Annotated in this window: 14 protein-coding genes; 10 read left to right on the top strand and 4 right to left on the bottom strand. The window is 69.1% G+C overall.

The window, feature by feature from the left end; all coding sequences use genetic code 11:
• Positions 1–20 precede the first annotated feature (20 nt).
• Together AC1DIW_RS17805 and AC1DIW_RS17800 are read left to right on the top strand one after the other, a co-directional pair.
• On the top strand, positions 21–257 hold the full coding sequence (locus AC1DIW_RS17805) for a hypothetical protein (RefSeq protein WP_442280436.1): 237 nt from the start codon (positions 21–23) through the stop codon (positions 255–257).
• Between the two features lie 426 nt (positions 258–683).
• A complete protein-coding gene (locus AC1DIW_RS17800) occupies positions 684–923 on the top strand; it encodes a hypothetical protein (protein WP_442280437.1) in 240 nt (79 codons plus the stop codon).
• A 108-nt stretch (positions 924–1031) separates the two neighbouring features.
• Here AC1DIW_RS17800 and AC1DIW_RS17795 read toward each other — a convergent pair whose 3' ends face one another.
• The gene (locus AC1DIW_RS17795) at positions 1032–1502 is read right to left on the bottom strand and encodes a hypothetical protein (protein WP_478109856.1); all 471 of its coding nucleotides are present in this window, start codon (positions 1500–1502) and stop codon (positions 1032–1034) included.
• A 449-nt stretch (positions 1503–1951) separates the two neighbouring features.
• Between AC1DIW_RS17795 and AC1DIW_RS17790 the strand changes: the two genes are divergently transcribed.
• The 3 genes from AC1DIW_RS17790 (at position 1952) to AC1DIW_RS17780 (ending at position 12285) form a co-directional block, all read left to right on the top strand.
• Entirely contained in the window at positions 1952–8860 is a 6909-nt protein-coding gene (locus tag AC1DIW_RS17790) for a hypothetical protein (protein ID WP_478109854.1), read from the top strand.
• Between the two features lie 443 nt (positions 8861–9303).
• A complete protein-coding gene (locus AC1DIW_RS17785; protein WP_478109852.1) occupies positions 9304–9681 on the top strand; it encodes a transposase in 378 nt (125 codons plus the stop codon).
• Positions 9682–10686: 1005 nt separating this feature from the next.
• Positions 10687–12285: an ORC-CDC6 family AAA ATPase gene (locus tag AC1DIW_RS17780; RefSeq protein WP_478109851.1), complete on the top strand. Its 1599-nt coding sequence runs from the start codon at positions 10687–10689 to the stop codon at positions 12283–12285.
• A 182-nt stretch (positions 12286–12467) separates the two neighbouring features.
• On the opposite strand, the gene AC1DIW_RS17775 is transcribed toward AC1DIW_RS17780, so the two are convergent.
• The gene (locus AC1DIW_RS17775) at positions 12468–13544 is read right to left on the bottom strand and encodes a hypothetical protein (RefSeq protein WP_478109849.1); all 1077 of its coding nucleotides are present in this window, start codon (positions 13542–13544) and stop codon (positions 12468–12470) included.
• Between the two features lie 276 nt (positions 13545–13820).
• On the bottom strand, positions 13821–15638 hold the full coding sequence (locus AC1DIW_RS17770) for a hypothetical protein (protein ID WP_478109847.1): 1818 nt from the start codon (positions 15636–15638) through the stop codon (positions 13821–13823).
• Between the two features lie 589 nt (positions 15639–16227).
• Between AC1DIW_RS17770 and AC1DIW_RS17765 the strand changes: the two genes are divergently transcribed.
• From AC1DIW_RS17765 to AC1DIW_RS17745, 5 genes are all read left to right on the top strand, one after another.
• A complete protein-coding gene (locus AC1DIW_RS17765) occupies positions 16228–17181 on the top strand; it encodes a hypothetical protein (protein WP_478109846.1) in 954 nt (317 codons plus the stop codon).
• On the top strand, positions 17178–18713 hold the full coding sequence (locus AC1DIW_RS17760; RefSeq protein WP_478109844.1) for a hypothetical protein: 1536 nt from the start codon (positions 17178–17180) through the stop codon (positions 18711–18713). The genes AC1DIW_RS17765 and AC1DIW_RS17760 overlap by 4 nt, the downstream gene beginning before the upstream one ends.
• Before the next feature lie 124 nt (positions 18714–18837).
• Positions 18838–19785, top strand: coding sequence for a hypothetical protein (locus tag AC1DIW_RS17755; RefSeq protein WP_478109842.1), 948 nt, complete (start codon positions 18838–18840; stop codon positions 19783–19785).
• A gap of 649 nt (positions 19786–20434) precedes the next feature.
• Positions 20435–21712: an HNH endonuclease gene (locus tag AC1DIW_RS17750; RefSeq protein ID WP_478109840.1), complete on the top strand. Its 1278-nt coding sequence runs from the start codon at positions 20435–20437 to the stop codon at positions 21710–21712.
• 602 nt (positions 21713–22314) lie between these two features.
• Positions 22315–23121, top strand: coding sequence for an HIRAN domain-containing protein (locus tag AC1DIW_RS17745; RefSeq protein WP_478109838.1), 807 nt, complete (start codon positions 22315–22317; stop codon positions 23119–23121).
• A 1062-nt stretch (positions 23122–24183) separates the two neighbouring features.
• Here AC1DIW_RS17745 and AC1DIW_RS17740 read toward each other — a convergent pair.
• Positions 24184–24666 (bottom strand): hypothetical protein, encoded by a 483-nt coding sequence (locus tag AC1DIW_RS17740; protein ID WP_478109837.1) that lies wholly within the window; start codon positions 24664–24666, stop codon positions 24184–24186.
• Positions 24667–24812: the final 146 nt, after the last annotated feature.

Below are 24812 nucleotides of genomic sequence, written 5' to 3'. Positions count from 1 at the left end.
GCATCGGCCATGATGTTGGGATGGCCAGTTCGGGAAGGACCCGGGCCCACGCGGTCGCGCTCGTGAGGGCGTTTCCGTGGGCGAGCCGGCTCGAGCCCGGCGAGTTGATCGACTTCGCCACCGAGCTGGAGACCGACAACAAGGACTGGTCGGCAGCGGCAGTCCAACAGCACGCGAGTCTCGTCGTCTCCTACTGGCAGCAGCGCGCCGAATCCCCTCGCAGGCTCGTCGATGACCGGCTAGGTGACCTGACCTGAAGAACGCCGTGCGCGGCACCCACGACAGTCGTGCCGACATGCAGGTTCCGGGCTCGGGTGGCGCTGGAAAGGACCAGCACGGTGTGGCCCGCCTTGCGGTGTAACAGTCCCAGCTCGACGTCCCCAGATCTGGCCGGGCTTCTCCGAGCCCCGCACGCCCCCAGCTCGAAGGGCGCTGCTTGCAGGCCCCGGCCCGCCCGGGGCGCGCCCGTCGTAGCGGGGAGTCGGGCCCTCGCGAACCTGCGCCCCGCCTGGCCGGCAGCCATCGGCTGGCGGCACCTGGTCGAGGAACGCCACTGCTGACCAGAACGTGGAGGAGGAAGCAGGCCGAGTAGGGGTGGGGGATTGCCGGGACGGGGCTGCGGGGAGCACGGTAGGCGGGTGGAGGGGGAGACGCGCCGGGCGGCGGTGCATCAGCAGATGCGCATGAGCTCGGTCGAGCTGCGCCGCTGGGCGAGCGACCTCAGGCAGGCGCCGCCACCCCCGGGGAAATGGAGCGGTGCCCCGTGGGCTACCGCTCTGGCCGAGCAGGCCGACCTCGCAGAGGCACTGGCCCCCCTTCGTGACGAGCTCGATGACGAGCAGTGGGCCGACCTCGGCCGCCGACTCGAGCGCGGCGATGACCTAGATGCCGCCTCCTCCGCAGTCCGCCGTCCCCGAGGGTGAACGCCACCGCGAGGGTGCTGTCGCCCTTCCCGTAGAGCCTGTTTCTCCCGGCATTGCAACTGATCCACAGTCAGAGGCGCTCGACGAGCAGGAAAAGTCCAGTCGGGTTCAGATGCCTCCGCTGATCACGATCTCGCGCCGCTCGAGAATGCCGAAGCACCCCGCACGCCGGTACTTGATCCGCAGGCCGTGCATGTTGGGGACAACCGCTTGAAGCGTGTCCCCTGGAGGGATCGTCACCCCTTTCCAGCTGCGGTGGTGTACGTACAGAAGGGTCTCCAGGGTGCTGTGGTCAAACGAGAGCGATGCACCGTCTGCCCGGTCCCCAGCCAAGGGCAGCTCGATCTCTCGCTGCTGCTCCGTCGCATGGTTGAACGTAGAGAGGCCGGTGACCCGAACGGAGCGGATGCGGATCGGCAGGGCCGAGTCGTTCCGCAAATTCCACGTGCTGCCCACCGGCTCCCCGTGGTGGTTGTGCGATCGGACTGCTCGGGTGAGAACGACTCCGCGTGGCAGTAGCGCCCACAACCCCAGACTCGCGGCGATGGACACCGCTGTATTCACGAGCAGATCGATCATGCCGGGGAGTGTAGGTGCCCGGTACGTCTGGACTGGCGTGCCTGCTGCGGCCTCTAGCTCGTGGCCGAGGTGACCGAACCACACGTTCGGCGAGCAACCGGCCTCCGCGCACAGCCGCAACTAGCCAAACCGCGGTGGAGGCCGAAAAGACCGCTCGATGGGCTCTGGCTTCACCACAGCCACGGCCAGATCACACAGCTCTCTTTCAGAGAACACCTACAGGCGGCGCTTGTCTGAGCGGTAACTGGCAGTTCGGCAATGTCTTACCCAAGAAGATGGCGCTTTGGGTGCTTTGACCGACATGCTCCGTCCGGCGTCCTTTGAGGGAACGCACATGGTCGGCCGATGGCCGAGACAGGGGCAGTGCTGTGTGGTTCTCAGGGCGTTGGGCTCGGCTGTGCGCATCGACGGTTGCGGTCGCGGCGGTGTTGGTTGTTGATGCTTCCGCGGTGGATGCTTCGGCGATCCCGGTAAGTGCGGCTGCTGTGCTGCCGCATGCGGCTCCTGCCAAGGCGCGCGTGACGCAGGCGGCTGACCTGGTGTCGGCGCGGGTCGCGGCGCGGGCGCAAGGGGTCCGGGTGGAGGCGCTGTCGGAGCGGACCGACACGACGACGACGTGGGTCAACCCGGACGGGTCGCGCACGAGCGAGGTCTCTGCGGCGCCGGTCCGGTTCAAGGACGCCTCCGGGCACTGGCAGCCGATCGACCTGGACCTGAAGGCCGCCGGCGCCGACGTGGTGCCGGCCGCCGGAGGCCCCGGGGTGCACCTGTCGGCCGGTGGGGCGGCAGGCACCGATGTCACGTCCCTCGACCACGGCGCGGGCCGGTCGGTGTCGTGGGCGCTCGGTGGTGGCTTCGGGAAGGTGAAGCTGCCGGCGCCGGTACTGGCCGGCCGGACCGCGACGTACCCGAACGTGCTGCCCGGGGTGGATGTGCGGGTGAGCGTGCGCCCGTCCGGGTTCGAGCAGGACTTCGTCATCAAGGACCGCGCCGCCGCGGACCAGCTCGCCGCGGCCGCATCGGCGGGCGGCGCCGGCGGCTCGTTCTCGATCCCGCTCAAGATCAAGGGCCTGACCGCGAAAGCCACCGCCGATGGCGGGATCGCGTTCATGGACGGCAAGGGCAAGCAGGTCTCGACGATCCCGCCAGCTACGGCGTGGGACGCGCAGGTCGACCCGCACTCGGGCGACCCGGCGAGCGTATCCCCGGTGAAGCTCTCCGCGGCCCAGACGAACCCGGGTCACGCGATGCTGACGGTGACCCCGGACCTGGCGTGGCTCGCGGACCCGGCCCGGAAGTTCCCGGTGACGATCGACCCGACGTACGCGTCGATGACGGTGACGCCCTCGTTCGACACGTGGGTGGAGAACACGTACAGCACCGACCAGTCGACCTCGACCGAGCTGAAGGTCGGCACCTTCGACGGCGGCTCCTCGGTCGCCCGGTCCTACATCAACTTCCCGATTACGGGGTTCCACAACCTGAAGGTGGAGTCGGCGCAGCTGTCGGTCTACGAGACGTGGTCCTATTCGTGCACGGCGGCGGGGATGAACGTCTTCAACGCGTCGCCGGCGACCACGAGTACCCGGTGGACGGCCCAACCGGGTTCCGGTACAACGGTGTGGGGCTCGGTGAACGTGGCGAAGGGCTTCTCCTCGGGCTGTGGTGCGGGGTGGGTGAATGTGCCGATGACGTCGTTGTTCCAGGCGCTGTCGACGAACACGGCGGTGACCTCGACGGCGGTGCTGCTCAAGGCCGCGTCGGAGACCGACAGCAACGGGTGGAAGAAGTTCTCCTCGATGGAGGGCGCGAACCCGCCGAAGTTCACGCTGACGTATGACCGCAAGCCCAACGTTGCCGGTGCTCCCGTTCTCGGCGGGGCGGGGCAGAGCTCATCAGGTGTGTGGTATGCCGCGACGCTGACGCCGACGTTCACCTCGACCGCGACGGACCCGGACGGCAACAACGTCACGATGACGACTGAGGTCCACACGAACAACACCGACGGCACCGCCACGGCGGGCGTCGCCTCCTGTGCTGCCGCGTCCACGGCATCCGGGCGGAGCGCGTCGTGCACCCTGTCCAGCCCGCTGGGTGACAACGCGACGTACTACGCCCGCACGAAGGTCCAGGATGACCAGGGCCTGTGGAACGGGGCGTGGTCGCCGTGGACGCAGTTCAAGACCGCGGCCACCAAGCCCGCGCCGTCTACCGCGATCTGCACCGGGTATCCGGACGGGCAGTGGCAGACGAAGCCTGCCGGCCCCAACGCTTCATGCACCCTCACGGCTACGGACACCGGCACCCCGTCCGCACCGGCCACCGTGTACGCGATCATCGACGGCAAGAACCTCAACACCCCCCTGACCGGTGCATCCCCGCTGGCGGTATCGGTGGCCACGACCAACGGCCGGCACACGATCGAGCACTGGAGCATGTCGAGGGCCGGGCTTGAGTCGGCACACACCACGTACAGCTTCGGTGTCGGTGCCGCCGCCATGACTTACCCGGCCCCGAACACTGCGACTCCCGCGACCGGGCCGATCAAGATCACCGTCACCGGGCCACCGGCGTCCACCACGAGCGTCGCGACCACCGTGACCGCCGCGCTGAAGTGGCGCGTTTCCGGCTCGTCTCAAGGCGCGACCGGCACCGACTGGCACTCCGACCCCACCCCGATGCCGGTGACGCAGGCCGCCGATGGCAGTGAACTGGTCAACGGTGTGTGGGACGTCTCCAAGGTCGACCCGGCCACCGGCGGCCAGGCAACCCAGACAACCAGCCGGGCACCCATCAAGCTCGACGTGCAGGTGTGCCTGTCCTACGACACGACCGTCCAATGCACGTACGACACCGCGCCCGCGAGCGTGCTCCGAGTCCCGCACGCGTTCGGCAACGGCTTCCCGACCCAGACCGCCGGCCCCGGCCAGGTGGCACTGTTCACCGGCGAGTTCAACACCAGCGCGACCGACGTGAGCATCCCCGGATACACCGGCACGCTGTCCCTGTCCCGGTCGCACTCGACCTACGCCAACCTGCCCAGCGCATACGTGCCGCCGGCGGCGTCGGTGTTCGGGCCCGGCTGGAGCGCCTCCATCGGCGGCTCCGACGCCGGACTTGGCCGCCTCGTCCCCTATGACGGAACCCGCGACGACGGCACCCTGCAGTTCATCGACGAGGACGGCACCGCGCTGGTCTACCAGGCCACGAGCGCCGGGCTGCGCCGCACCAGCGACAACTTCACCACCGGCACCTGGATCCCCTCCAACGACGACACCCGCCTGAGCGGCACCACCTTCTCCGTCTCAGGCTTGTTCGCCGACACCCAACTGAAGCTCACCGAAGCCGACGGCACCGTCACGACCTTCAGGCCGTCGACGCCTTCGAGCTACCCCAAGAGCGGCAGCCCAGGTCTGTTCACGGCCAACAGCGTCGCCGAGGCCGGTGGCGCCACCACCACCATGACCATCGACCAGGCCACGGGCCGGGTCACCCGGATCCTCGCGCCGCTGCCGGACGGCATGACCGCCACCGACTGCCCCGACACGGGCACGGTCAAGGCCGGCTGCCGCGCGCTGCGTCTGGTCTACGGGAGCACCGGGCAGCTCACGCAGGTCAACCTCGAGGCCTGGGCGCCCGAGAAACTGACGGTCACGGACTGCGCCGGGGGCACGACCTCGGTTGCCGCCGGCACGATGGCGTCCATCCCCGTGGCCTGCTACAGCTACAACGCCAGCTCACAGCTCGCGAAGATCACCGACCCCCGCTCCAACCTCGCCACTAGCTACACGTACGGCTCCACCAACGAGATCACCGGCGTCACCCCGCCGGGCCTGGCCCCGTTCACGATCAGCTACGCCGCGCCGTCCGGCACGAGCCAGCTCAAGGTCACCGCCGTCACCCGCGCCAACCCATCCGGCAGCGGCTCCACCAGCCTGGCCCGATTCGTCTACGGCGCCGCCCCGAGCAACAGCAACGCCGCCGCCGGCACCACCGTCCCCGACCTGAGCGCCGGCACGGTCGCCAAGTGGGGCCAAGACGCTGCCCCGACGTACGCGGCCGCGGTGTTCGGACCCGACTACACCGGTCCCGTCCCGGACGCGCTCACCGGCGCCGGGACTGGCATCGACTGGACCTACGCAGACCTGTCGTACACCGACGCCCAGGGCTACACCACAAACACCGCCACGTTCGGCGCCGACAAGTGGCTGTACGGCTACACCGACTACGACCAGCTCGGCAACGTCGTCTTCACCCTCGACACCCACGCCACCGCCACGATCCTCGCCGACGCCGCGGCCGGTACGCGCGACAATGTTGCCCCGCTCGGAACCACGACGATCTACAACAGCGACTCCACCACCAGTGCCCCGCTGCCCGGGCAGCCGGCCCACACCCCGGCCGGCGCGGTTGTCACCGACGTCTACGCCCCGAGGCGGACCGTCACGCTAACCGAAGGCCCCAAGGCCGGCACGCGGCTGCCGATCCGGCCCCGGACGCACACCGACTACGACCAGGCCGCCCCCAACAGCGGGCTCAACCCCGCCACGGCGACGGCCGCCGCGGACCAGAGGGGCTACGCCCTGCCCACTACGGTCACCACATACGCCGCCGACTCGACCGAGAACACGCCGCCCGCCAGCACGACCGCACCGGTCATCTCCCGCACCCTGACCGGATACGCCTCAAAGTCCGGCGCTCTCACCGACCCGGACTCCGGCTGGACCCTCGGCCGGCCCACCAAGACCGTCACCGACATGGACCTGTCCGGCACCGAGAACACCGGCGACCTCGTCGCCGTCACCTACTACGACGCGCACGGCCGCACCATTGAGGCCCGCCAGCCATCCGAGTCCACCAGCCCCAACGGGCTGCCCGCAGCCGGCGCCGGAACCACCCTGACCGACTACTACACGTACACGACCGGCAAGGACGACCCCTCCACGTGCCAGTCGGGCGCCTGGGCCGGCCTCGTCTGCCACACCCGCAAGGCCGCGCAGCCCGCCGGGTCCACCCTCCCGGACAGCGTTGTGAAGGCCTATTCCTACCTGCTGGCACCCTCGACCACACTCGAGACCTCCGGCGCGGTCGTGCGCACCACCAACGCGACGTACCTGCTCGACGGGCGCCCGGACACTACGGAGACGGCCGTTACTGGGCTGGCGTCCTCGAGTCCGCTGCCCGGGACGAAGACCAACTACGACGCGAAGACGGGGATCGCCACCGGCACCACCCCCGTCGACGCCAACGGCAACCCCACCGGGGCCGCGTCCAGCAGCATCGTCGACAGCTGGGGCCGCACCACCTCGACCACCTCCAGCCAAGGCGACACCACGACCACCAGCTACGACCCAGCTGGTCACGTCGCGGCGGTCACCGACCCGAAGAACATGGGCATCACTCGGTACACCTACGACGGCACCGACGCCAACCACGCACTCGAGCGCCGCGGTCTGGTCACCAAGGTCACCGTCACCCGGAAGGACACCACCGACACGGCCAGCACCAACCTGCTGACCTACACCGGCGCCTACGACGACACCGGCGCCCTGGCGGCCGAGACCATGCCAGGTGGGCTCACCCAAAACTGGCAGCACGACGAGGCCGGCCAGGCGACCGAGGTCAACTACACCGGCCAGGTCACCAACTACACCACGGACACCAGCACCGACCCGCCTACCTACACCCCGACCACGGTGGACCCACACGGGACGTGGCTGGCCTGGACCCAGGACCGCGACGAGACCGGCAAGGTCGTCGCCGAGTACAACGGCCCGTCCGCCGCGTTCGACGGCAACCCCGGCGTCACCGACCCCGCCAACATCCAGGCCCCCACCGGCGTCGGCGATGCCCGCGCCGCGGACCGCGCCTACAGCTACGACCGCGCCGGACGCCTGACCCGCGTCACCGACCGCATCGCCGCCGCCCGCGGCGCCGAGGCCGACCCCACCACCACCGCCTCCGAGGCCCTGCCGTGCACCGTCCGCAACTACGGCTTCGACGCCAACCCCAACGCCAACAACAACAGCAATGGCAACCGCACCAGCCTCACGGTCGACACGCACAACGACGGCAACTGCACCGGCACCGTCGACACTCACACCGCCACCACGTACGCGTACGACACCGCGGACCGCCCGATCAGTGGCGGGAATACCGGCACGAACACCCCCGGCGCGTACAGCTACGACCCGCTCGGACGCCAGACCACCATCCCGGCCGCTGACGCCCCCGACCCGAGCAAGGGCGACATCACCCTCGGCTACTACGACACCGACCTAGCGCACACCATCACCCAAGGCGCTTCTGGTTCCTCCACGACGACGACCTACACCCTCGACGAGCAGCAGCGCCGCACCACCTCCGTCACCGGACCCACCGGCGCAGCAGCCGGCGCGGCCAACACGACCACCACGGTGCGCCACTACACCGACAACTCCGACAACCCCGCCTGGACCGACGTCACCACCGTCGACGCCACCGGAACCGCACAGCCCGCCGTCACCACCCGCTACACCGAGAGCCTCGACGGCAACCTCGGCGCCCAGATCAACGCCGATTCCACCAACCAGGCCACCTACGGCAGCGCCACCCTCACCCTGGGCAACCCCCACGGCGACGCTGTCACCACCGTCACCATCCCCGCCGGCACCGACGAGTCCACCCCTGCCGTGTGCATCAACGGCTGGGCCGACTACACCGAGTACGGCGCACCCACCTCCACCACCAGCACCTCCGCAGAGGCAGGCGTGGCGGGGACCATCGGCTACGGCTGGCTCGGCCTCAAGCAACGCGCCACCCCCACAGAAGCCGCCGGGCTGACCCTCATGGGCGTGCGCCTCTACAACCCCACCCGCGGCCTCTTCACCTCGCTCGACCCCGTCGACGCAGGAAACACGACTGAATATGCCTATCCTCAGGACCCTGTTAATGCTAACGATGTAACTGGAAAGTACAGGAATTACAGCTATACTTGGCACTATTATGGGGGTCGGCGCCACTATACGTATAACTACAATTATTCTGCTCGCCGAGCGCATTACGGCTCGAACTACGCCAGGCGTCAGTATCGAAAGACAAGCAGATACAGCAGGCCCAACCGTAGATCCCAATACGTTTCAGTCGGGTATCGCGCCCAGCCAGCGGAGTTCAGTGGTCCCTGCCTAATGGGAGATGCTCTGTCATTGCTTTCCGCAATCGGTATGATCGTGGCGGGGCCAGAGGTGGGGCTCCCACTAACGGCGTATGGTTATGGGACGTACTTCGGTGGAGTATATGCCGGAAGTGAGTGTAAAGGTCCGCCAGCAGATCCACTGACCGTTTCCCTCGCCAATCTCAACGTGTGGATGAACGTCTAAGTCCTCCATGTTGTCAAAGAAGTTCAGGAGTCTTTGAAGTGAAGATGGGTGCTCCAAGCCGGGAAGTTCTTGTTGCGGCGCTGTTTGCGCTAGTTACAGTGCTCGCGGGAGCAGCGGCGGCGCTCGGCCTTGGTTGGAAGATGTGGGTCGTATGCATCGGATATGTTGTGTTGACCGCCATGTTTGTCAGACGAGCCGTGAAGGTTAGGCGCGGTTCCTCGTCCTGAATCCACAATAAACCGACGAGAAGACCCGACGCGTCCCCGGCGGTGGGCTACGCGACCCGTGGACTGGTTGCAGAATCGGTGTCCGGCCAGGTTCGGTCCGGGTGCTCGACCTGACGCTCTCTTCATCGGCTGCCCACTCGTGTCATTGGTGTGGCTCTCTCATGGGATGCGTTCTCGTCGAGCACCGCGCGAGGAGTGGCTCGAAAGGGGATTGTCGTGCTCGAAGTAGCAATGCCCTCCTTGTTGTCACTCGACCGCAAGATCAAAGCGGCGGAGAAGGAACTGACCGCGCTCGGCCTCGAGCGTGGCTCGACCCTGTTGGAGCTGACCGGGATCAGCCCAATCGGCGCTGCGCGGCTGCTGGCCGACGTCCGGGACCTCCACCGCTTTCGCGACAAGGGCCGCTTCGCCTGGTGGAATGGCACCGCGCCGCTAGATGCTTTCTCCGGGGCAACCGACACCACCGGCTCTCTCGTGCCGGCCACCGCCAGGTCAACCGCACGCTGCACATCATGGCTGACGTGCAGATGCGTAACCGCACCCCGGGGCGGGAGTTCTAGTACGACCGCAGGGTCGGTGGGACGCCATCGCTGATGGCGATCCGGTCCCTGAAACGATGCCTGTCGAACGTCGTGTACGCCCGGATGGTCGCTGACCAAAACAGACGCGAGCGCGCGCTCCGCATCGGGGAGATGAGGGTCCGGGAGGGCAACGGGGCAACGTCTCTGACTCCAGCGTGACCGGCTCACGGTCTCTTGCCATCCCTTCGGATCAGCCACCTCCAGAACCCGACGCCACCCGGCGTAGAACGCCGCCGGCCCTGGCTCGGTCTTGACCTAAGGGGTGCCCGGACAGGACGGGTGCTTCCTTCCGTCGCAGCGCAGCTCGGTAGCCCGCGCCGGTCAGAGGATCCGCTGGGCTCGGCAGATCTGAGCGAGGTCGCGGAAGCCGCGGAAGGCTCCTTGACGCCGGGCGCACCCAAAGGACGGTCGCTACACGCACGTTCCGGCTGAGCCGCGAAGCATTCCGAGCTCAACGCGCGCCGTTCCCCTGGACGTGAGCAGCTAGACAGGGTTTGTCCGATGGCCGCAGGTCGGAATGCTTGTCCTGACCCCCCAGAGGCCCGGTGGGTGGGGACATTAACAGGGAGAACGATAGGGACAACATCCGTGTGGTTCGCCCAGCCCCAGCCAAGCGCAAGTATGCCGCACCGACCGCCGCGGCGGTCGCAGGCCCCCTCGGTGAAGGCTCAAGACCTCGGCTAGCCGGTGCCCGGATGGCTGTGCCTGCGCCAGAGAGGGGGTTGCGAGCGGTAGAAGCCAATGCTGCTTCGTCGGCGCCTCCGGTCTCCGCTGGGGAACTGGGGGGGTCGCGCACCGCCGGACCCGACGCCACGACGATCGTCGCAGCGGCTCCGGCCAATGGGCCGTCGCCGCAGCGGCGGAGATCGCACGGCCGGTGGGTGGGGCACGGGCCCCTCGGCGTCGAGGGGCACACCACCCGGCAGTGGCTCCGGCCCCGCGGGGGTCGTCGTGTCTCGGTGTCCTGTTGTCGGCGCCACGTAGGGTGAGCGGCGCCACGCTCTTACCTGGAGGACGTATGAGTGACTCCCTGCTCGAAGATGCGCGCATGGTGCGCGCGGTCAGCAGCATCGTGTCTCGATCTGAACGGCAGGCCAGTTCCGAGGTTCTACGAGAGACCTACGTCGAGACAGGCGTGCTCCCACAGGTGTCCAACTTCGGCCACCAGATTCTCTACGGTCGCCGCGGCACCGGGAAGACACACGTGTTGCAGGTGTTGGGCGCCGAGATGGAGGAGACCGAGAACGTCTTCCACATCTACCTCGACATCCGGCTCCTCGGCAGCGCCCACATGTTCACGGACCCGACGCAACCCCTCGCGCCCCGGTGCATTGCGCTCTTCAAGGACTTTCTCGGGCTGCTGCAGGGGCGCCTTCTGGACATCGCCACAGACCCGGATCGCGATGGGACCGGTATCGCGGAGGTGAGCGAGCTTGCGCGGTACATCACCGAGAAGACGGCCGAGGTAACCAGCCGGGACGTCAAGGCCATCCGTCAGCTCGAGGACGGTGCTCAGGCCGGATTCAAGGTGGGGGCATCCACCGCCGGACTCACTGGCGAGGCGAGCATCGGCGCCGCCAGTCGCCAGACCAACACCGACGAAGTGGCTTACACGGAAGCGCTCCGCGAAACCATCGTCTACAGCGAGATCTACCACGTGCTCGACCAGGCCCTCGCCGCGATGAAGGTGGACCACCTCGTCCTCCTCATCGACGAGTGGACGTCAATCCCCACGGACCTCCAGCCCTTCATCGCCGAGTTCTTGAAGAGGTCTCTGCTGCCGTCGCAGCGCATCACCGTCAAGATCGGATCCTTGGAGTACCGGTCGCGCTTCAACCTGCCTCAGCCTGGGGGTGGCAACGTCGTGGGCTTTGAACTCGGGCCGGACATCACGGCGAACCTCGACCTAGATGACTTCTACGTGTACGAGCGCAACCCAGATCGCGTGGAGGGCATCTTCGCCGCCGTGCTCTACCGGCACGTGGTCTCGGGGCTGGACCCGGAAGTGCTGGCTCAGTATGGCATCCGGGACGCCACAGGATTCCGGTCGCGGCTCTTCACGGAGCGGGCGACGTTCGTCGAGCTCGTGCGTGCCGGTGAGGGGGTAGTCCGCGACTTCCTCGGCATCTTCGGTGCGGCGTTCTTCAAGGCGACCGGTGCGGGCCGGCAGAAGATCGACCTGCATTCGGTAGAGGAGGCAGCCCGCGACTGGTATGAGACGGACAAATCTGCATCACTGTCGGACCAGCAACACGCCGCGCTGCAGCGCATCATCCGCGACGTGATTGGCAGCCGCCAGACGAAGATGTTCATGCTGTCGAGGGAGCACGCCGACCACCCGATGATCTTGTCCCTGTTCGACCTTCGGCTACTGCACCTGATCGAGCGGGGGTACAGCGACAAGGAGAACCCGGGGCTGAGGTACAACATCTACGCGCTTGACTACGGCACATATGTCGACCTCAAGCGCACGAAGGTGGAGCCGGCCGGAGTGCTGTTCGAGCTCCCGGAAGAACAGGGGTCCGCGGATACAGGGGAGGAACGGCTGGTCCCGCTCGCTGACAAGCGCAGCATTCGTCGTGTGATCCTGCAGACCTCGATCTTCGACGATTTGTGACCTGACCAGGGTGAGGCTGCCCCTAGCCCATGGGGTCGAAGTGCCTGGGTGAACACCGCTGGCCACGCCCTGCGCTTGTGCGGAGAGGAATGCACCGATGCCTCCGCGTCTGCGCTGGGAAGGTTGGTCGGCGACTTCCGCGTGGCTCACCTGGATTGGAGAGACGGCAGACCCTCAGAGGGTCAGGCGGCGGGGAGGGTGAGCCCGGGGCGGCGGAAGGCTGCGCTGGGCTCCTGCTGGAGGGGGCGGTGGTAGAGCTGCTCTTCCATCTGCTTCATGCTGGAGCGCCCGGAGATGGCGAGGGCGTACTCGGCGCCGAGGGCGGCCAGGCCCTGCTCGACGCGCCACTGGGTGACGCTGGCGGGCGTGAGGTCGGTGTGCCGCAGGCCGACGGCGATCATGAGTCGGGTGATGATGCCCATGGGGGTGCTGTTGGAGGAGTTGCTGTCGTCCTTGTGCCCCCGGGGGCGGTAGGTCAGGACGGCAGTGGCGTCGAGGTCGCGCTCGACGGCGTCGCGGGTGAGCTGGCCGAGGATGATGCGGGCGAACCGGTCCAGGTGCAGGACGCGGTCGCCGATGTGCTTGTTGCCGTGCGCGATCACGGTCGTCGGGACGTCGGTGAAGTCGAAGTGGTTGAGGGTGGTGTGGCTGGTCTCGCTGGCGTTGCAGCCGGCGTCCATGAGGGCGTAGATGGCGGCGTTGGTGCGTCCGCGGCTGATGGGGGCCTGCTCGACGTCGACGGCGATGTAGGTGCGCAGCAGGAGGGCCTCGTCCGGGCGCAGGGGGCGGCGCTGCTCTGCGGTGCGGTCTTCCGGCAGGGGGGTGATGTGCCGGCAGATGGTGGTGGGCTTGGCGTGGTGGCAGCTGACCCCGGCGAGGGCGAGGGTGAGGATGAGGTTGCGCCAGTGGTGGGCGCGCTCGGCCACCTCGGTGACGTCGTCGCCGTTCGGGTTGGCCAGCTCGGCGACCGCAACCAGGAGCAGCTCCTGGCTCGTGACGAGTTGGCGGAGGTTCTTCAGGCCGATCTTCTGCGCTTTGGTGGCGAGGATGTCGAAGTCGCGCGTCAGCTCCGCAGCCGTGCGCTCGGGAAGGATTCCGTAGTTCTTGTTCAGCGTGAAGAACGCGTCGCGGGCCTCGGTGAGGGTGATTGAGCCGAGGACCTCGTCTAGGGGCCCCGTGGGGCGGGAGATGCCGGTCGAGCGCTTACGCGTGGAAGCAGTCTTGGTTGCGGTGCGTGCGGTGCTGATCGTGGTGCTCATGGAGGCTCTCCCGGCTGCGGTGTTCGCTGACGGGGTGGAAGGTCCGGAGCCGGGCACGCAGCGCAATCGCCGCCTTGAGGGCACGGCCACCTCAGTGGTGCTCTCGCAGGTCAGAGGCGGTTTCGATGTCCCGAAACCCGATTCGTCTCGCACGGGGGTCGTCGAAACCGAGCGTGACCGGCTTGCGGAAGCCGGGCGCGGGCTGCGCCGAAGCGAGCATGCGAAACGCCGCCCCGGCGTAGGCCGGGGCGGCGTTTTGAGTCGGGCGCTGGAGGGTCAGGCCATGGGGCTGCGGGACATGGTCAGGGAGTTGTTCACGATGCCGGAGGCGAGGAAGTCGAACTCCTGACCGGCGAGGGTCACGGAGGCTGCCCGCCCGGGGATCGGCATGCTGCGCTTGACCCAGGCGTTGTAGGCCTCGGAGTCGTTGCGTCGGAAGGACGCCTTGAACCGCTTGTCCGCGCGGGCGAGGGGGCGCAGCTCCCGGCCGGCGATGTCCGGTGCCGGGTTCACTGCCTTGGCCCCCGACGAAAAGGCCCCCGTCGCGTCCGCCTGGGAGATGGGGTCCGCCGACTCGGGGTTCGCGGACTTGGGCTCGGGGTAGGCCCGGTGGGCCGTTGGGGACCAGGTGTGGCTGTATGTCAGGTCGCCGTGCTCGCAGGGAATGAGGTAGGTGTTCGTCCGCTGCCATGTCTCTTCTGCGCTCTGGCTGCGGGTGCTCCTGACGCAGGGCAGGTGCTGCTCCTTGACGGCGTAGTCCAGCTCCGGGTCAGACCCGACGAGGTAGAGGGAGCCGTCGTCGATGACGAGCCGGTGCACGCAGGCCCGGCCGGCGGGGGTCGTGTGGCTGGCCGGGGCGGGCCAGTACGTCTTGCCGTAGACGGCGTCGTAGCTGTTCCTGCTGGTCTCGTACAGGTTCGTCCCGACGGGAAGGGGTTCCTTGTTGTGAAAGCGGGCGGCGAGCTGGTCTTGGCGCAGCACGTGCAGGGTCTGCGTGGTCGGTTCCGCGCCGAGCTCGGCGGCCAGCCGACGGCTCTTCTCGGTGATGTGCTTCCAGTTCAGGACGAAGCGTGCCGCTGCTGGCGGCTCGTCCCAGGCGTCGTCACTGAGCGGGTCGTCGAGATCGCCGGCGAAGTGCGGATCGTCGCTGGCCGCGCCGCTCGCGTCGTAGATGCTCCGGCTGGTGGTCTGGTCGGTGATCTCACGCTGGGCGACGCTCTTGCCGAGCACCTGGGCGCCGTACCTGCCCATCAGGTAGTCGACGCTCCAGCCGGTGATTGCCCGGTCCCAGATGACGTGGTGCATGCCCCCACCGGCGAGGTCCCCGACCGACTCGAGGAGCTCGAGCGCGGCCCACTGCTCCGCACGCATGGCGGGCGCGGTGCCGAGCACGACCCGCCCGTACTGGGTCCAGGTGTGCGCGGCAACGAAGTTGACCCCGCGGCCGGTCTTGTCGTCCTCGCTCAGGTCGGTGGTGAAGTTCTGGATCCGCGCCCGCTCCGGCTTCCCGGCGCGGGAACCGAGGACGCGTCGACGCGTGGGGTCGTACGGGTCGGGGATGGTGCGCACGTCGCTGAACGCCTTGAGCATGGTTCCGTCGCCGTAGACGGCGTTGCGCTCGTCGGGATTCGTGAAGTCACAGGAGCTGCCCGGGAGCAGGTTGCCGTGGGCCCAGGCCTGGCCGATGGCGCAGCGACGAAACATCGCCTGCAAGAGCGGTATGGCGCCCAGCTCGAGAATCCGCTCACGGAAGTGGTCGACCTGGTCCTTGTTGGGCGGCCCGGCGGGCAGCTCGTGCCCGGTCATCTCCCGGTAGCGGTACCGGATGGTGTCCCACAGGCGGCCGTTCCCCAGGAGCCGGATCGACTCGGGCACCGAGGTGGTGATCCGCGCGGACACCGCGACCCCGAACAGCAGCGTCGCCGGGAAGCTGGCCCGCCGCCCGCGCGTGCGGTGCTCGTCCAACAGCTGTTGGACGATCTCGCCCATCAGGTAGAGCGGCTCGAACGCGAACAGGTTCGCCATCTGCTCCTCGTTCGACACCTTCGAGGTGCCGGAGCGGTCCCAGCGAGCTGTCTCTGGGGCGTGGGGCATGCGGTGACTCCTTCTGGCGCGCCACCGAGCGCGCCGGATGTGGGTGAGAAGCCGACACCCGCTGTCGGCCGAAGATGTCCGTGAGGCCGCTGCATCGCTGGTCGCCACTGAAGAGCGACACCGGGCTGCGGACCATCGGACATTTCGAGAATAGTCGCAAAAGGGACATTCCGCGTCACGCGAATCGGAGAAACCGGCCCCAGCGCAAGGTGCCGGGAGGCAGGCCGAACTCGGCGCCGCTCGGCCGGGCTCTGTCAGCAGGTGTCGTGCCTCGGCGTCTCTTGGTGAGGACGTTCCCGACCGGGGTGTGCGGCGTTCCCGAGCGCAAAGCGCCGATGACACGGAGGCCGGTGGCTCCTACCGTCGAAGGCAAGGAGGCGCGTCAATGAACCCTCGACCCAGCGCCCCGGCCCGAGCCCCGCTCGAACCGCAGTCAGACCACAGTGCCGACAGCCGGCCCCCAGGTTGGGGAGAGGCCTCGTCTGCTTCCCTCGCGGGCCCGACCGCGGCTGACGCCAACATGGCATCCGCAGACGCCGCACCAGCCCACCCCCCGGTCACTGCCGAGCCCGCCAGCGAGCCCGCGGCGGTGGTCTCCAGCAGAGGCTCACCCTCCGCCGGCTCGTCCGGCTTGGCGGCCAGCACCTCGTCGTCCTCGGCGGTCGACGCGGCCGTCGGTGCCGCTAGGGACCGCTGGGAGGAGGGGTCCGAGTTCACCGACCAGACGCTGGCCCGCGTCGGGGAGACCGTCACCCGTTTCGCTGCCCGCCTGCGCGCGCAAGGCGTCCAGACGCCCGAGCAGATCACTGCCGAGCACTGCCGCGGTTTCGTCACCGCCCGCACCGCGGCTGGTCGTCCGGCGGAGCTGACCACGCAGCACACCCGTCGCAACTCACTGCGGATGTTGTTTCGCACCTGGCGCGAGCTCGGCCTGAGCGACGGCGACCCCACCTTGGACCTGAGTCTGCCCGCCCGCAGCGACACCTCCGCCAGACCCCTGACCGACACGGAGGTCATCCTGTGCCGCGGCGCGACGCGGCTCGGCGAGGCCGGCGCGACCGCGCTGCAGCGCGCCGTCGCGTGGGCGTTGGGGGAGACCACCGCCGTCTCCAGCGAAATCTCCACCATCCGCCTCGCCGATCTCGATGACCCCGACTCGCCCCGATGGGTGCACCTGCCCGGCACCCGCCGCCACGACCCGCGCCTGGGCGAGCTGAGCGACTGGGGGACACGGATCGTCACCCGGCAGGCCCAGGTGCTGCGCTCGCGGCACGCCCCGGCCACCACGCTGCTGACCTACCGCGGCTCCGGCACCCCCGGACAGGCCAAGGCGCAGGCCGCCGTCTGCAACGCCCTCGGCGCCGTGCTCGACCTCGCCGGGCTGTCTAGTGAGCCCGACGTGCGGCCGGCGTCGCTACGCAACTGGGCCGGCCGGACCCTGTTCGACGGCGGCATGCCGCTCGAGCAAGTGGCCCGCCGGATGGGTGCCCGCAGCCTCGACACCGTCGCCGCGGACCTCGCATTGGAGTGGCGGACGACATGAACCTGCAGCACGCCTCGTCCCTGACCCGCATCCGCGCTGTGCTGGCGTCCCCGACGCTCTACCGGCTCGCCGCCGCCCTCGAACCGGAGCGGCCTGTCGGGCGCCCACCGGCCAACCCGGTGTACGTCACTCTCGCGTACGGGGTCCTGGCCCGGGTCCTGCGCTCCGGCGTCCGGGTCCAGCTCGACCTTCACGAACGGCACACGTGGACGATGGTGCGCGCCCTCATGGAGCAGGGGCTGGCCGCCAGCGGCGTGGAGGCTCCACCGCCGGGCCTGCACCCGCCCACCTGGGACCACTGGAGATGGCTGCGCGACCAGCACCTGGCTACCGACGAGGGACTGGCCCACCTCGCCGAGGCCTTCCCGCCGCTCGCGGTGCGCACCGCCCGCGACATCGGGCTGCTTCTCCCGCACGGGCCCGGCAGCCTCACCCATCCCGACCCGACCCGCTGCGTCTACGGCGACGGCACCCTCGTACGGCCCCTCTACCGGCCGCCGCAAGCCACGACCGTGGTCGATCCTGACGGCAGCACCCACCTGGCCTACCCACACCCGCGCACCGGTGAGCTGCTCGAGCACCCCGTCGGACGCTACGACCCAGACCTGCGCGAGCACCACGGCCAGCTCGGCCCAGTCCTGACCCACGGCTACGTCTTCTGGCACGCCCGCGGCCCTGGCCGCTACCAGCGGGTGGTCCTGGGCGCCGACCACATCCCCGAACCCGGCACCGAGGCCGCGACCGCTCTCGGGCTGCTCGGCCGAGTCCACCAGGTCGCCGGGGACGGCATCCAAGCAGCGGTCTACGACGGCGCCATGAACGGCGTCCACATCGACCAGGTCATGACCCGCTACGGCTACCTCCTGCTGGCCAAGCAGCCCACCGGCGCCCCCGCCGACGCCGAACAGGTCGCCACCCTGGTCCTCAACGACGCCGGGCGCCGCGTCCGCTCCTATCCGCTCGGCACCGTCAGTCACCCCGGGCCACCCACCCGTGCAGAACCCGACGGGGCCCGGTGCCGGCACCAGCTCGCGGCCATCGGCGGGCGCGTCGTCGACGTCGGGCTCGACGAGACAGGCGATCCCGTCGTCCTCGCCGAACTCGACCGCGGCCCGGTCAAACGCTTCCGGCGCACCAACGGCAGCTACCACTTCAACATCGGCTACCACCTGAACTGCCCCGACGGCGAGCACACCGTCTGGCTCACCCCTCACGCCGCCGACGGCGACCCCCGCCGGCCGCAGAACCTGCGCGTCATCCCCGAGACCGACCCCGACTTCCCGCCCATCATCGGCCTACGCAGCGACGCCGAAGGCTTCCACTCCAACCTCAAACGCACCCTGCTCGTGAACCGGGCCATGTGCCTGGGCTGGCGCCGAGGCCTCGTCGAGGTCTACTGCTTCTCCCTGCTCAACAACGCCCTGACCGAAGCCCTCGCCAACACCGAACCAGCCCGCACCCACGCCGCCCGCACCACCCGACGTCGGACGCGCCCAGAGCACCGGCCGCCCGACGCGGCCGCCACCCGCTGACACATCGACCACTCACCACGCCTCCGACGGCGCCATCCCGGCCTGCCCGAACGTCACTCGGCCGGGGAGATGCAGTCGCCCGGAAACCCGCGCCGCACCCACATCGCACCGGTGGAGCACCGCCATGACTCCTCATGACCACGACCATGACCCTGACCCGACGCACGAGCCCACCCCAGCAACCGGCGGGTCCCAGCCCGGACCGGCCGGCGGCCCCGAGCATCAGCAGCGCCGCGTCTTCTACGACGTCGACGAACTCACCCAGGACAGCCGCGGAGCTTGGCTCGTGCGCACCCGGCACACCAGCCACATCTTCCACCTCGACGCCGGCCTGTACCGGCGCGAACCCGACACCGGCGCCCAGCGCTTCGACGGCGACCACGGGTGGCTCGCACTCGCCCGCATCGAGGAATACCCCCGGGTGGGCGGTCGCTTCCTGATCTGGCTCGAGCCCGCCGTCAATCCGGCGTGGGAGTACTGGCGCATCTCCTCCTCCATCCGCGCCATCCTTGGAACCCGGCTCACGTCCGCGCCGGACGCTCCCGCATGGCCAGCCCTCCCCGACAACCTTCCAGAACGGCTCGCGCCGCCCCTCGAGCGCGCAGGACCGTGGGAAGCGAGCCTGGGCACGCACCGCGACTCGGATGCGGAGTCGTCCGCACCCGAGATTGTGAGCCACTACCCGGCCGTCGGTCTGAGGGGTCGCTGGCACGTCACCACGATGGACTCCGACTACACCCTGGACCTCGATGCCGGGACCGCAACCCGCACCCCGCGCAGTGCCGCGCAGCCCCTCGCCGGCGACGGCCGGCCTGTCCGTCTGCTCTCAGTGATCAAGGCACAACTGGGAGAGCCTCTCGTGTTGCGCCTGGACCTGGGTCGTTCCAGCGAGCACTCCACCGGGTCGGCCAGCGCGGACGACGACCGCGCTGGGCGCGACCTGCGAACGGGAAATCCTCAGAACTCCTCGATGGCGCCGCTGTCGCCGTCATCCAGCGACGCTCGCCTTCACCCTCCGCGGCTGGTCTTCCGTTACGGCACCCCAGTCCTGCGCATCCGTCCGGCTCCTTGAGCTGCGCGGCCCCAGGCGGCAAAGCGTGTGGAGGGCTGTGGGCCAGGCAGATCCCAGCCGGTAGGAATCGTGGCACTCGGGGCCCAGCCGACAGTGGCGAACAAAACGTCGAGTACCCGACCGGAAGCCAGCCCGGGCAGGGGCGCGAGAGCGGGGATTGCGCGCGCCGGCAGGCACAGGACGTTGGGCCGTATCCCGGAACGCGCGTCCGTCGGCGGCGAAGGGTCCGGTGGTGTTGCCACTTGAAATCTGAACAGCGTGTGAACGCAAGAACTGAACCGCGAGAAGACGGCACCACGCCGTCTACGCGAGGCGATCCCGAAAGCGATGGGCCACAAGAGGAGGTGATGAGCCGGCCCATCTGCGACGGCGCTGCCGCGGTTTTGAAACGCCTTGCCGCGAGTGAGGCATTCAGAGCATGGAGTCCCCACGCGGCCGGTCTTTGCGCTGTCGGCGGGCAGGGTCTGCGCCCAGCAGTGGGGGAGCTTGTCAGCGCGGGCACGAAGGTCGTGCCGGGGCCCTGACCAGACTGTTGGGGCCTGCTCTCACAGGCCCGGTCGCTGCCCCCGGGCGCCTGCTCGCCGCTCCCACGCTTGCCGGTGTGGTCGTTCGCCGGCACGGTGTCGGCGCCCACTGGCACCATGCACCCATGGGGACAGGGGACAGCGTGGAGCCCGCGCCGGGGCCGGCGGCCGGCGCCATGACCGGCATCGTCGGCCGTGCAAGCACTCCGAGCCGCCGACTGCGCCGGCCCTCAGTCACCGTCGCCTGCGCGCACTGCGGAACGAGTTTCACTGTCCAGGCCCACCGCGCGCAGGCGGCAAAGTTCTGCTCCCGCACCTGTCAGGGCATGGCCCGGCGCGCAGAGGAGTTCCCCTGTGCAACGTGCCAGGCGCCGGTGCGGCGCAGCACCACGCGCCCCAACCAGAAGTACTGCTCGTTGGCCTGCCGCGACGCCGCCGGCCGTGCCGAGGTGACCTGCCGGCAATGCGGAACTGCCTTCACGATGAAGGCCAGCGAGGCTGCGGCTCGGTTGTTCTGCTCTCGGGCGTGCATGCGGGCCGCCTGGCGATGCGCCTGGTGCGCGAAGCTCGTGCCCACTGACCGGCAGGCCAGCTCGCGGTACTGCTCGCAAAGGTGTGACCTCTCTGCGGAGCTCGACGGTGAGGCTCAGGCGACCGGCGTGCGGCGCGCCTACTGCTTCGCCTGCCAGACGGTGAAGCCTCAAGAGGCGTTCTACCGCGACAGGACCACGCGAAACGGCCTCGACGCTCGGTGCAAGGCCTGCACCCGAATCAAGTACGAGGAGACCAAGGACGCCTACCGGTTGCGCCGCTACCGGTACAAGGCTGCCGCCGGAGGCCAAATCATCGCGTTCACCCCCGAACAGAAGGCCGCCCGGTTCGCCATGTGGGGTGGCCGCTGCTGGAGATGCGGCATCGCGGAGGCCACCGAGGAAGACCACGTGAAGCCGATCGCGAAGGGAGGGCCGCACTGCCTGGCCAACCTGCGCCCCATCTGTCAGAAGTGCAACGCCACGAAGCGTGACCTGTGGCCGCTGCCCTCAGCGTGGTCGTTGCCCGGCTTCCGGCATCCCGACCCGGCGCCCGGCAGCGACCGCGACCGGCGCCGCCCCCGCGAGGATCACCAGGAACACACCTGTCGCCAGTGCTTACGGGTCGCAATGATGCCGGCGTACTGGGCCCGCACCCACATCTACTGCTCGCCCGCGTGTCACTACGTCGCGATGACCCTCCCCCCGATCGTGCTGGTTTGTGCCGGGTGCCAGCGCGAGGTGAAGCTGCCGGGACACCAGACCAACGTGAACCGGCGGTTCTGCTCGAACGCGTGCGCCAACCCCTTCCGCGGCAACCGCGCTCGCCGGGCCAGGAACCCGGACCCGGACCAGCTCGCCTTGTGGGATTAGCCGGCGGGCGCGACGGCAGCAGTCACTGCTTTGAGGCTCGGGCATTCGTACTTCTCCGCCTCGCAGCACAAACGCGCCCCTTGTTCCTCGCGTGGATCATGCGCGGGGCCGCGAGTCGAGGGGCCGAGGAGTTGCGCGTTCTTGCCCTCGGCAAGGTCGGACATGCTTACGTATGCGGTGATACGTCGGAGGCCCCCGGGTCCCGGTTGGAAAGCGCCTGAAAGGTCAGGGGGACGACGAAGATGGGCAAGCCGAAGTGGTGGCGTAGACGCCGGTTCTGGGCCGCGATCTGCCTCGTCGAAGTGCTCGGCGCCAGCTCCAGCCGCGCCTGGGGAGCCGTCCTCGTCTTCGGGCTGCTGGGAGCCTTCCTAGCCCTACCGCCCGGCACGATCCGCCGGCCGGCGTCACGGAGACCCCGGGGCAGCTCGGACGTGTCGGATGCTCCGTCATCGCCGGGGCCGGTGGCGATGATGCCTCCACCCGTCGGCCTCCCCGCGACCGGGGTGTCGACGCAGACGTCCTTCACATCCGCTCCGGTGGCTACCGCACCCGAGGTGAGGACTGAGAACCCGCCGTCGCCCCTCGAGCGATCAGGCGAGCGCGTGCCGGCCTCCCCGACCGGGGCGGCGGTGGAGGCATGGGCGATCAGCACGAAACCCTGCGAGGTTGCGGGTGAATGGTTCTATCAGGATGCCTTCCGCGCGGTGTACAAGCGCCGCGGCGCGGCTATCACCGCGTACGGGCAGGAGCTGCAGGACCTGGCAGCTGGGCTGGCGATCGACCCGTCAAACCCTCACGACCCGAACGCCGTCGCCGTCTGGGTGAGCGGTCAGATGCTCGGGTTCCTGCCCCGCGGCACCGCCGCCGAATACGCCCCCGCGCTGGCGGACCTGGCGGAGGACGGCGGGCACCTCTCGGTCTCTTCCCGGGTATGGGCACGCGTTGAGGACGACGGCCAGATCTACGCGAGCGCGACGGTCTGGCTGCCGCCCGCGCACGGTGTGCAGCCGTTCAATGCCTTCCCCGAGGCTCCCTACCAAGTGCTCCCAGGGGGACGGGCAGTGCAGGTGACCGGCGAAGACGAGCACATGGATGTGTTGCGCCGCTTCGTCAGCGACCGCGAGCGCTACCTTGTGGTGACCCTGCACGTGGTGCAGGAGGCCCGGACACCGCGTTCAACCCCGTTCGAGGCCATCGAGGTCCGCCTCGGCGGTCGACGGGTCGGCGCGCTGACCAAGGCGATGTCGGGGCAGCTGCGTGACCTTGTCGCACACGTCGATGGGCTGAGCAGGCTCCCTGCCTGCCGCGCCGTGCTGCGTGGGTCCCCGCTGCGTGCCGAGCTCACCTTGCACGTGGCACGCTCGGCCGACGTCACCAGCCGGTGGCTCGACTCCATCGCGACTGCCTGAGGAGCCCGGGCGCCTCGGGGAGCGGAACAGTCGCCCTGAGCTGGATCCGATGGGTGCACTGGAACGTCAAGCACCTGCATCCCAGCGACGAGCGTGGAGCCGGTCGCTGCGCCGGCGGGGATTGCGCGTGGACGCGGGCGCGGAACGGTGGCCGGTACCCCGGTAGGCGCGCCATTCGCGGCGAAGGTTCCGGTGGGGTGGTCTCTTGAAACGTGAACAGCATGCTCAGACGGCAAAGAGGGCGAACACTGCGCAGACCCCTCGCGCTGTGTTCGCACGGCGGTCCTCAGCGCGATGGGCCACGAAAGGAGGTGATGAGCCGGCCCATCCGCGACGGAGCCGCTCCGTTTGCCACGGCCCCCAGACGCGTACGAAATAGGGAACGCCCCGACGAGTGCCGGGACGGGCCACGCCGCACGCCATCGGCCGTCGACGGGGCAGGGTGGGCAGCGTGGTAGCCCTCGAGCGCTCGCAAGGGGCTGATCCTCACGTGGCTCCGACCCGGGAGCGTCGAGGTCCACCTCCGTCTCGGCTCCCCGCGACTGTCGCCTTGGCTCCCGCGACTGTCGCCTTGGCTCCCTCGGCCGCGCCCCAGCGTCAGGGGCGGTGCATGGCGGGGCCGTCCTTGATGGGGCTGGCACCGTCGGGGGCATCGGTCATGATGTAGGCATGGCCAGTTCGGGGATGACCCGGGCCCATGCGGTCGCTCTCGTGAGGGCGTTTCCGTGGGCGAGTCGGCTTGAGTCCGGCGAGCTGATCGACTTCGCCGTCGAGTTGGAAGCCGACACTCGGGACTGGTCTCCGGCGGCCGCCCAGCAGCATGCGACCCTCGTCGTCTCCTATTGGCAGCAGCGCGCCGAGTCCCAGCACAGGCGCCCCAGGCGCGCCGGCTCGTCGGGCTCGGTGAGCGGCGAGGGTGACCAAATCTGAACGCGACGCCGTATGCGGAGCTGATGGGTCCCGCAGGGGCGGTGTGCGGCTCGCGGCTCGGGTGGCTCTCGACGCGGGCCAACAGGGTCGGGGCGTAGCGGACCTCTTGCATCCAGTGACCGGCGGGCGTGGTCAAGCCAGCGCGGCTTCTACCTTGGCGATGACAGCCGTCTCGTTGGGCGAGGTGTCGTCGGCTGCAGCCGCGGCGTCACGACAGCTTTGTAGGACCATGGCGCGGTAACCGTCGACGAGTTGGGGAGCCTTTGCCCGCAACAGCGAGACCGCATCGCCCAGTAGCGCCAAGGTACGGGCTTCGACTTCCGCCGGCGTACCCTTCGGCATCTCGGGGAACCCACCCTTGCCGACCAGGGCGGCGACCTCCGGGGGCGAGCCCGCGATCGCCTTCGACGCGGCGAAGGACTCCTTGATGCTGTCGAACATCCCCTTCTCCGCCCGTGACACCCACGCGCTCGCCAGCATCGCGGCCGAGCGCAGGGTGTGGTGCTCGGCATCGGTGAACCCGGTGGCGTCCTGGGTTTCGGCCGGCGGGGTTGGTGCGCTGCTCGCAGCGGCCGCGGATGGCTCGAAGCGCTGCGTCGAGGGGGTGTCGGTCATCGTCGGCTCCTGTTTGGTGCGGTGGCAATCGGTAGGGACGGGGGTCACCCACCCCTGATCCTGCCCGGTGAGCCGGCCGGGTGCTGCTGGTTCACGTCGCGAGTTCCCCGGGTCGACGAGCAGACTGGGGAAGAGGCATTGTCACG

The organism is Terrabacter sp. 01T434 (assembly GCF_056398545.1).
This window is presented reverse-complemented; position numbering and strand designations above follow the sequence as displayed.

What these genes read in the sequence shown, in the direction of transcription:
- AC1DIW_RS17805 (WP_442280436.1), top strand. Translation starts at nt 21, where the DNA reads ATGGCCAGTTCGGGAAGGACCCGGGCCCACGCGGTCGCGCTCGTGAGG.
- AC1DIW_RS17800 (WP_442280437.1), top strand. Translation starts at nt 684, where the DNA reads ATGAGCTCGGTCGAGCTGCGCCGCTGGGCGAGCGACCTCAGGCAGGCG.
- AC1DIW_RS17795 (WP_478109856.1), bottom strand. Translation starts at nt 1,502, where the DNA reads ATGATCGATCTGCTCGTGAATACAGCGGTGTCCATCGCCGCGAGTCTG.
- AC1DIW_RS17780 (WP_478109851.1), top strand. Translation starts at nt 10,687, where the DNA reads ATGAGTGACTCCCTGCTCGAAGATGCGCGCATGGTGCGCGCGGTCAGC.
- AC1DIW_RS17775 (WP_478109849.1), bottom strand. Translation starts at nt 13,544, where the DNA reads ATGAGCACCACGATCAGCACCGCACGCACCGCAACCAAGACTGCTTCC.
- AC1DIW_RS17770 (WP_478109847.1), bottom strand. Translation starts at nt 15,638, where the DNA reads ATGCCCCACGCCCCAGAGACAGCTCGCTGGGACCGCTCCGGCACCTCG.
- AC1DIW_RS17760 (WP_478109844.1), top strand. Translation starts at nt 17,178, where the DNA reads ATGAACCTGCAGCACGCCTCGTCCCTGACCCGCATCCGCGCTGTGCTG.
- AC1DIW_RS17755 (WP_478109842.1), top strand. Translation starts at nt 18,838, where the DNA reads ATGACTCCTCATGACCACGACCATGACCCTGACCCGACGCACGAGCCC.
- AC1DIW_RS17750 (WP_478109840.1), top strand. Translation starts at nt 20,435, where the DNA reads ATGGGGACAGGGGACAGCGTGGAGCCCGCGCCGGGGCCGGCGGCCGGC.
- AC1DIW_RS17740 (WP_478109837.1), bottom strand. Translation starts at nt 24,666, where the DNA reads ATGACCGACACCCCCTCGACGCAGCGCTTCGAGCCATCCGCGGCCGCT.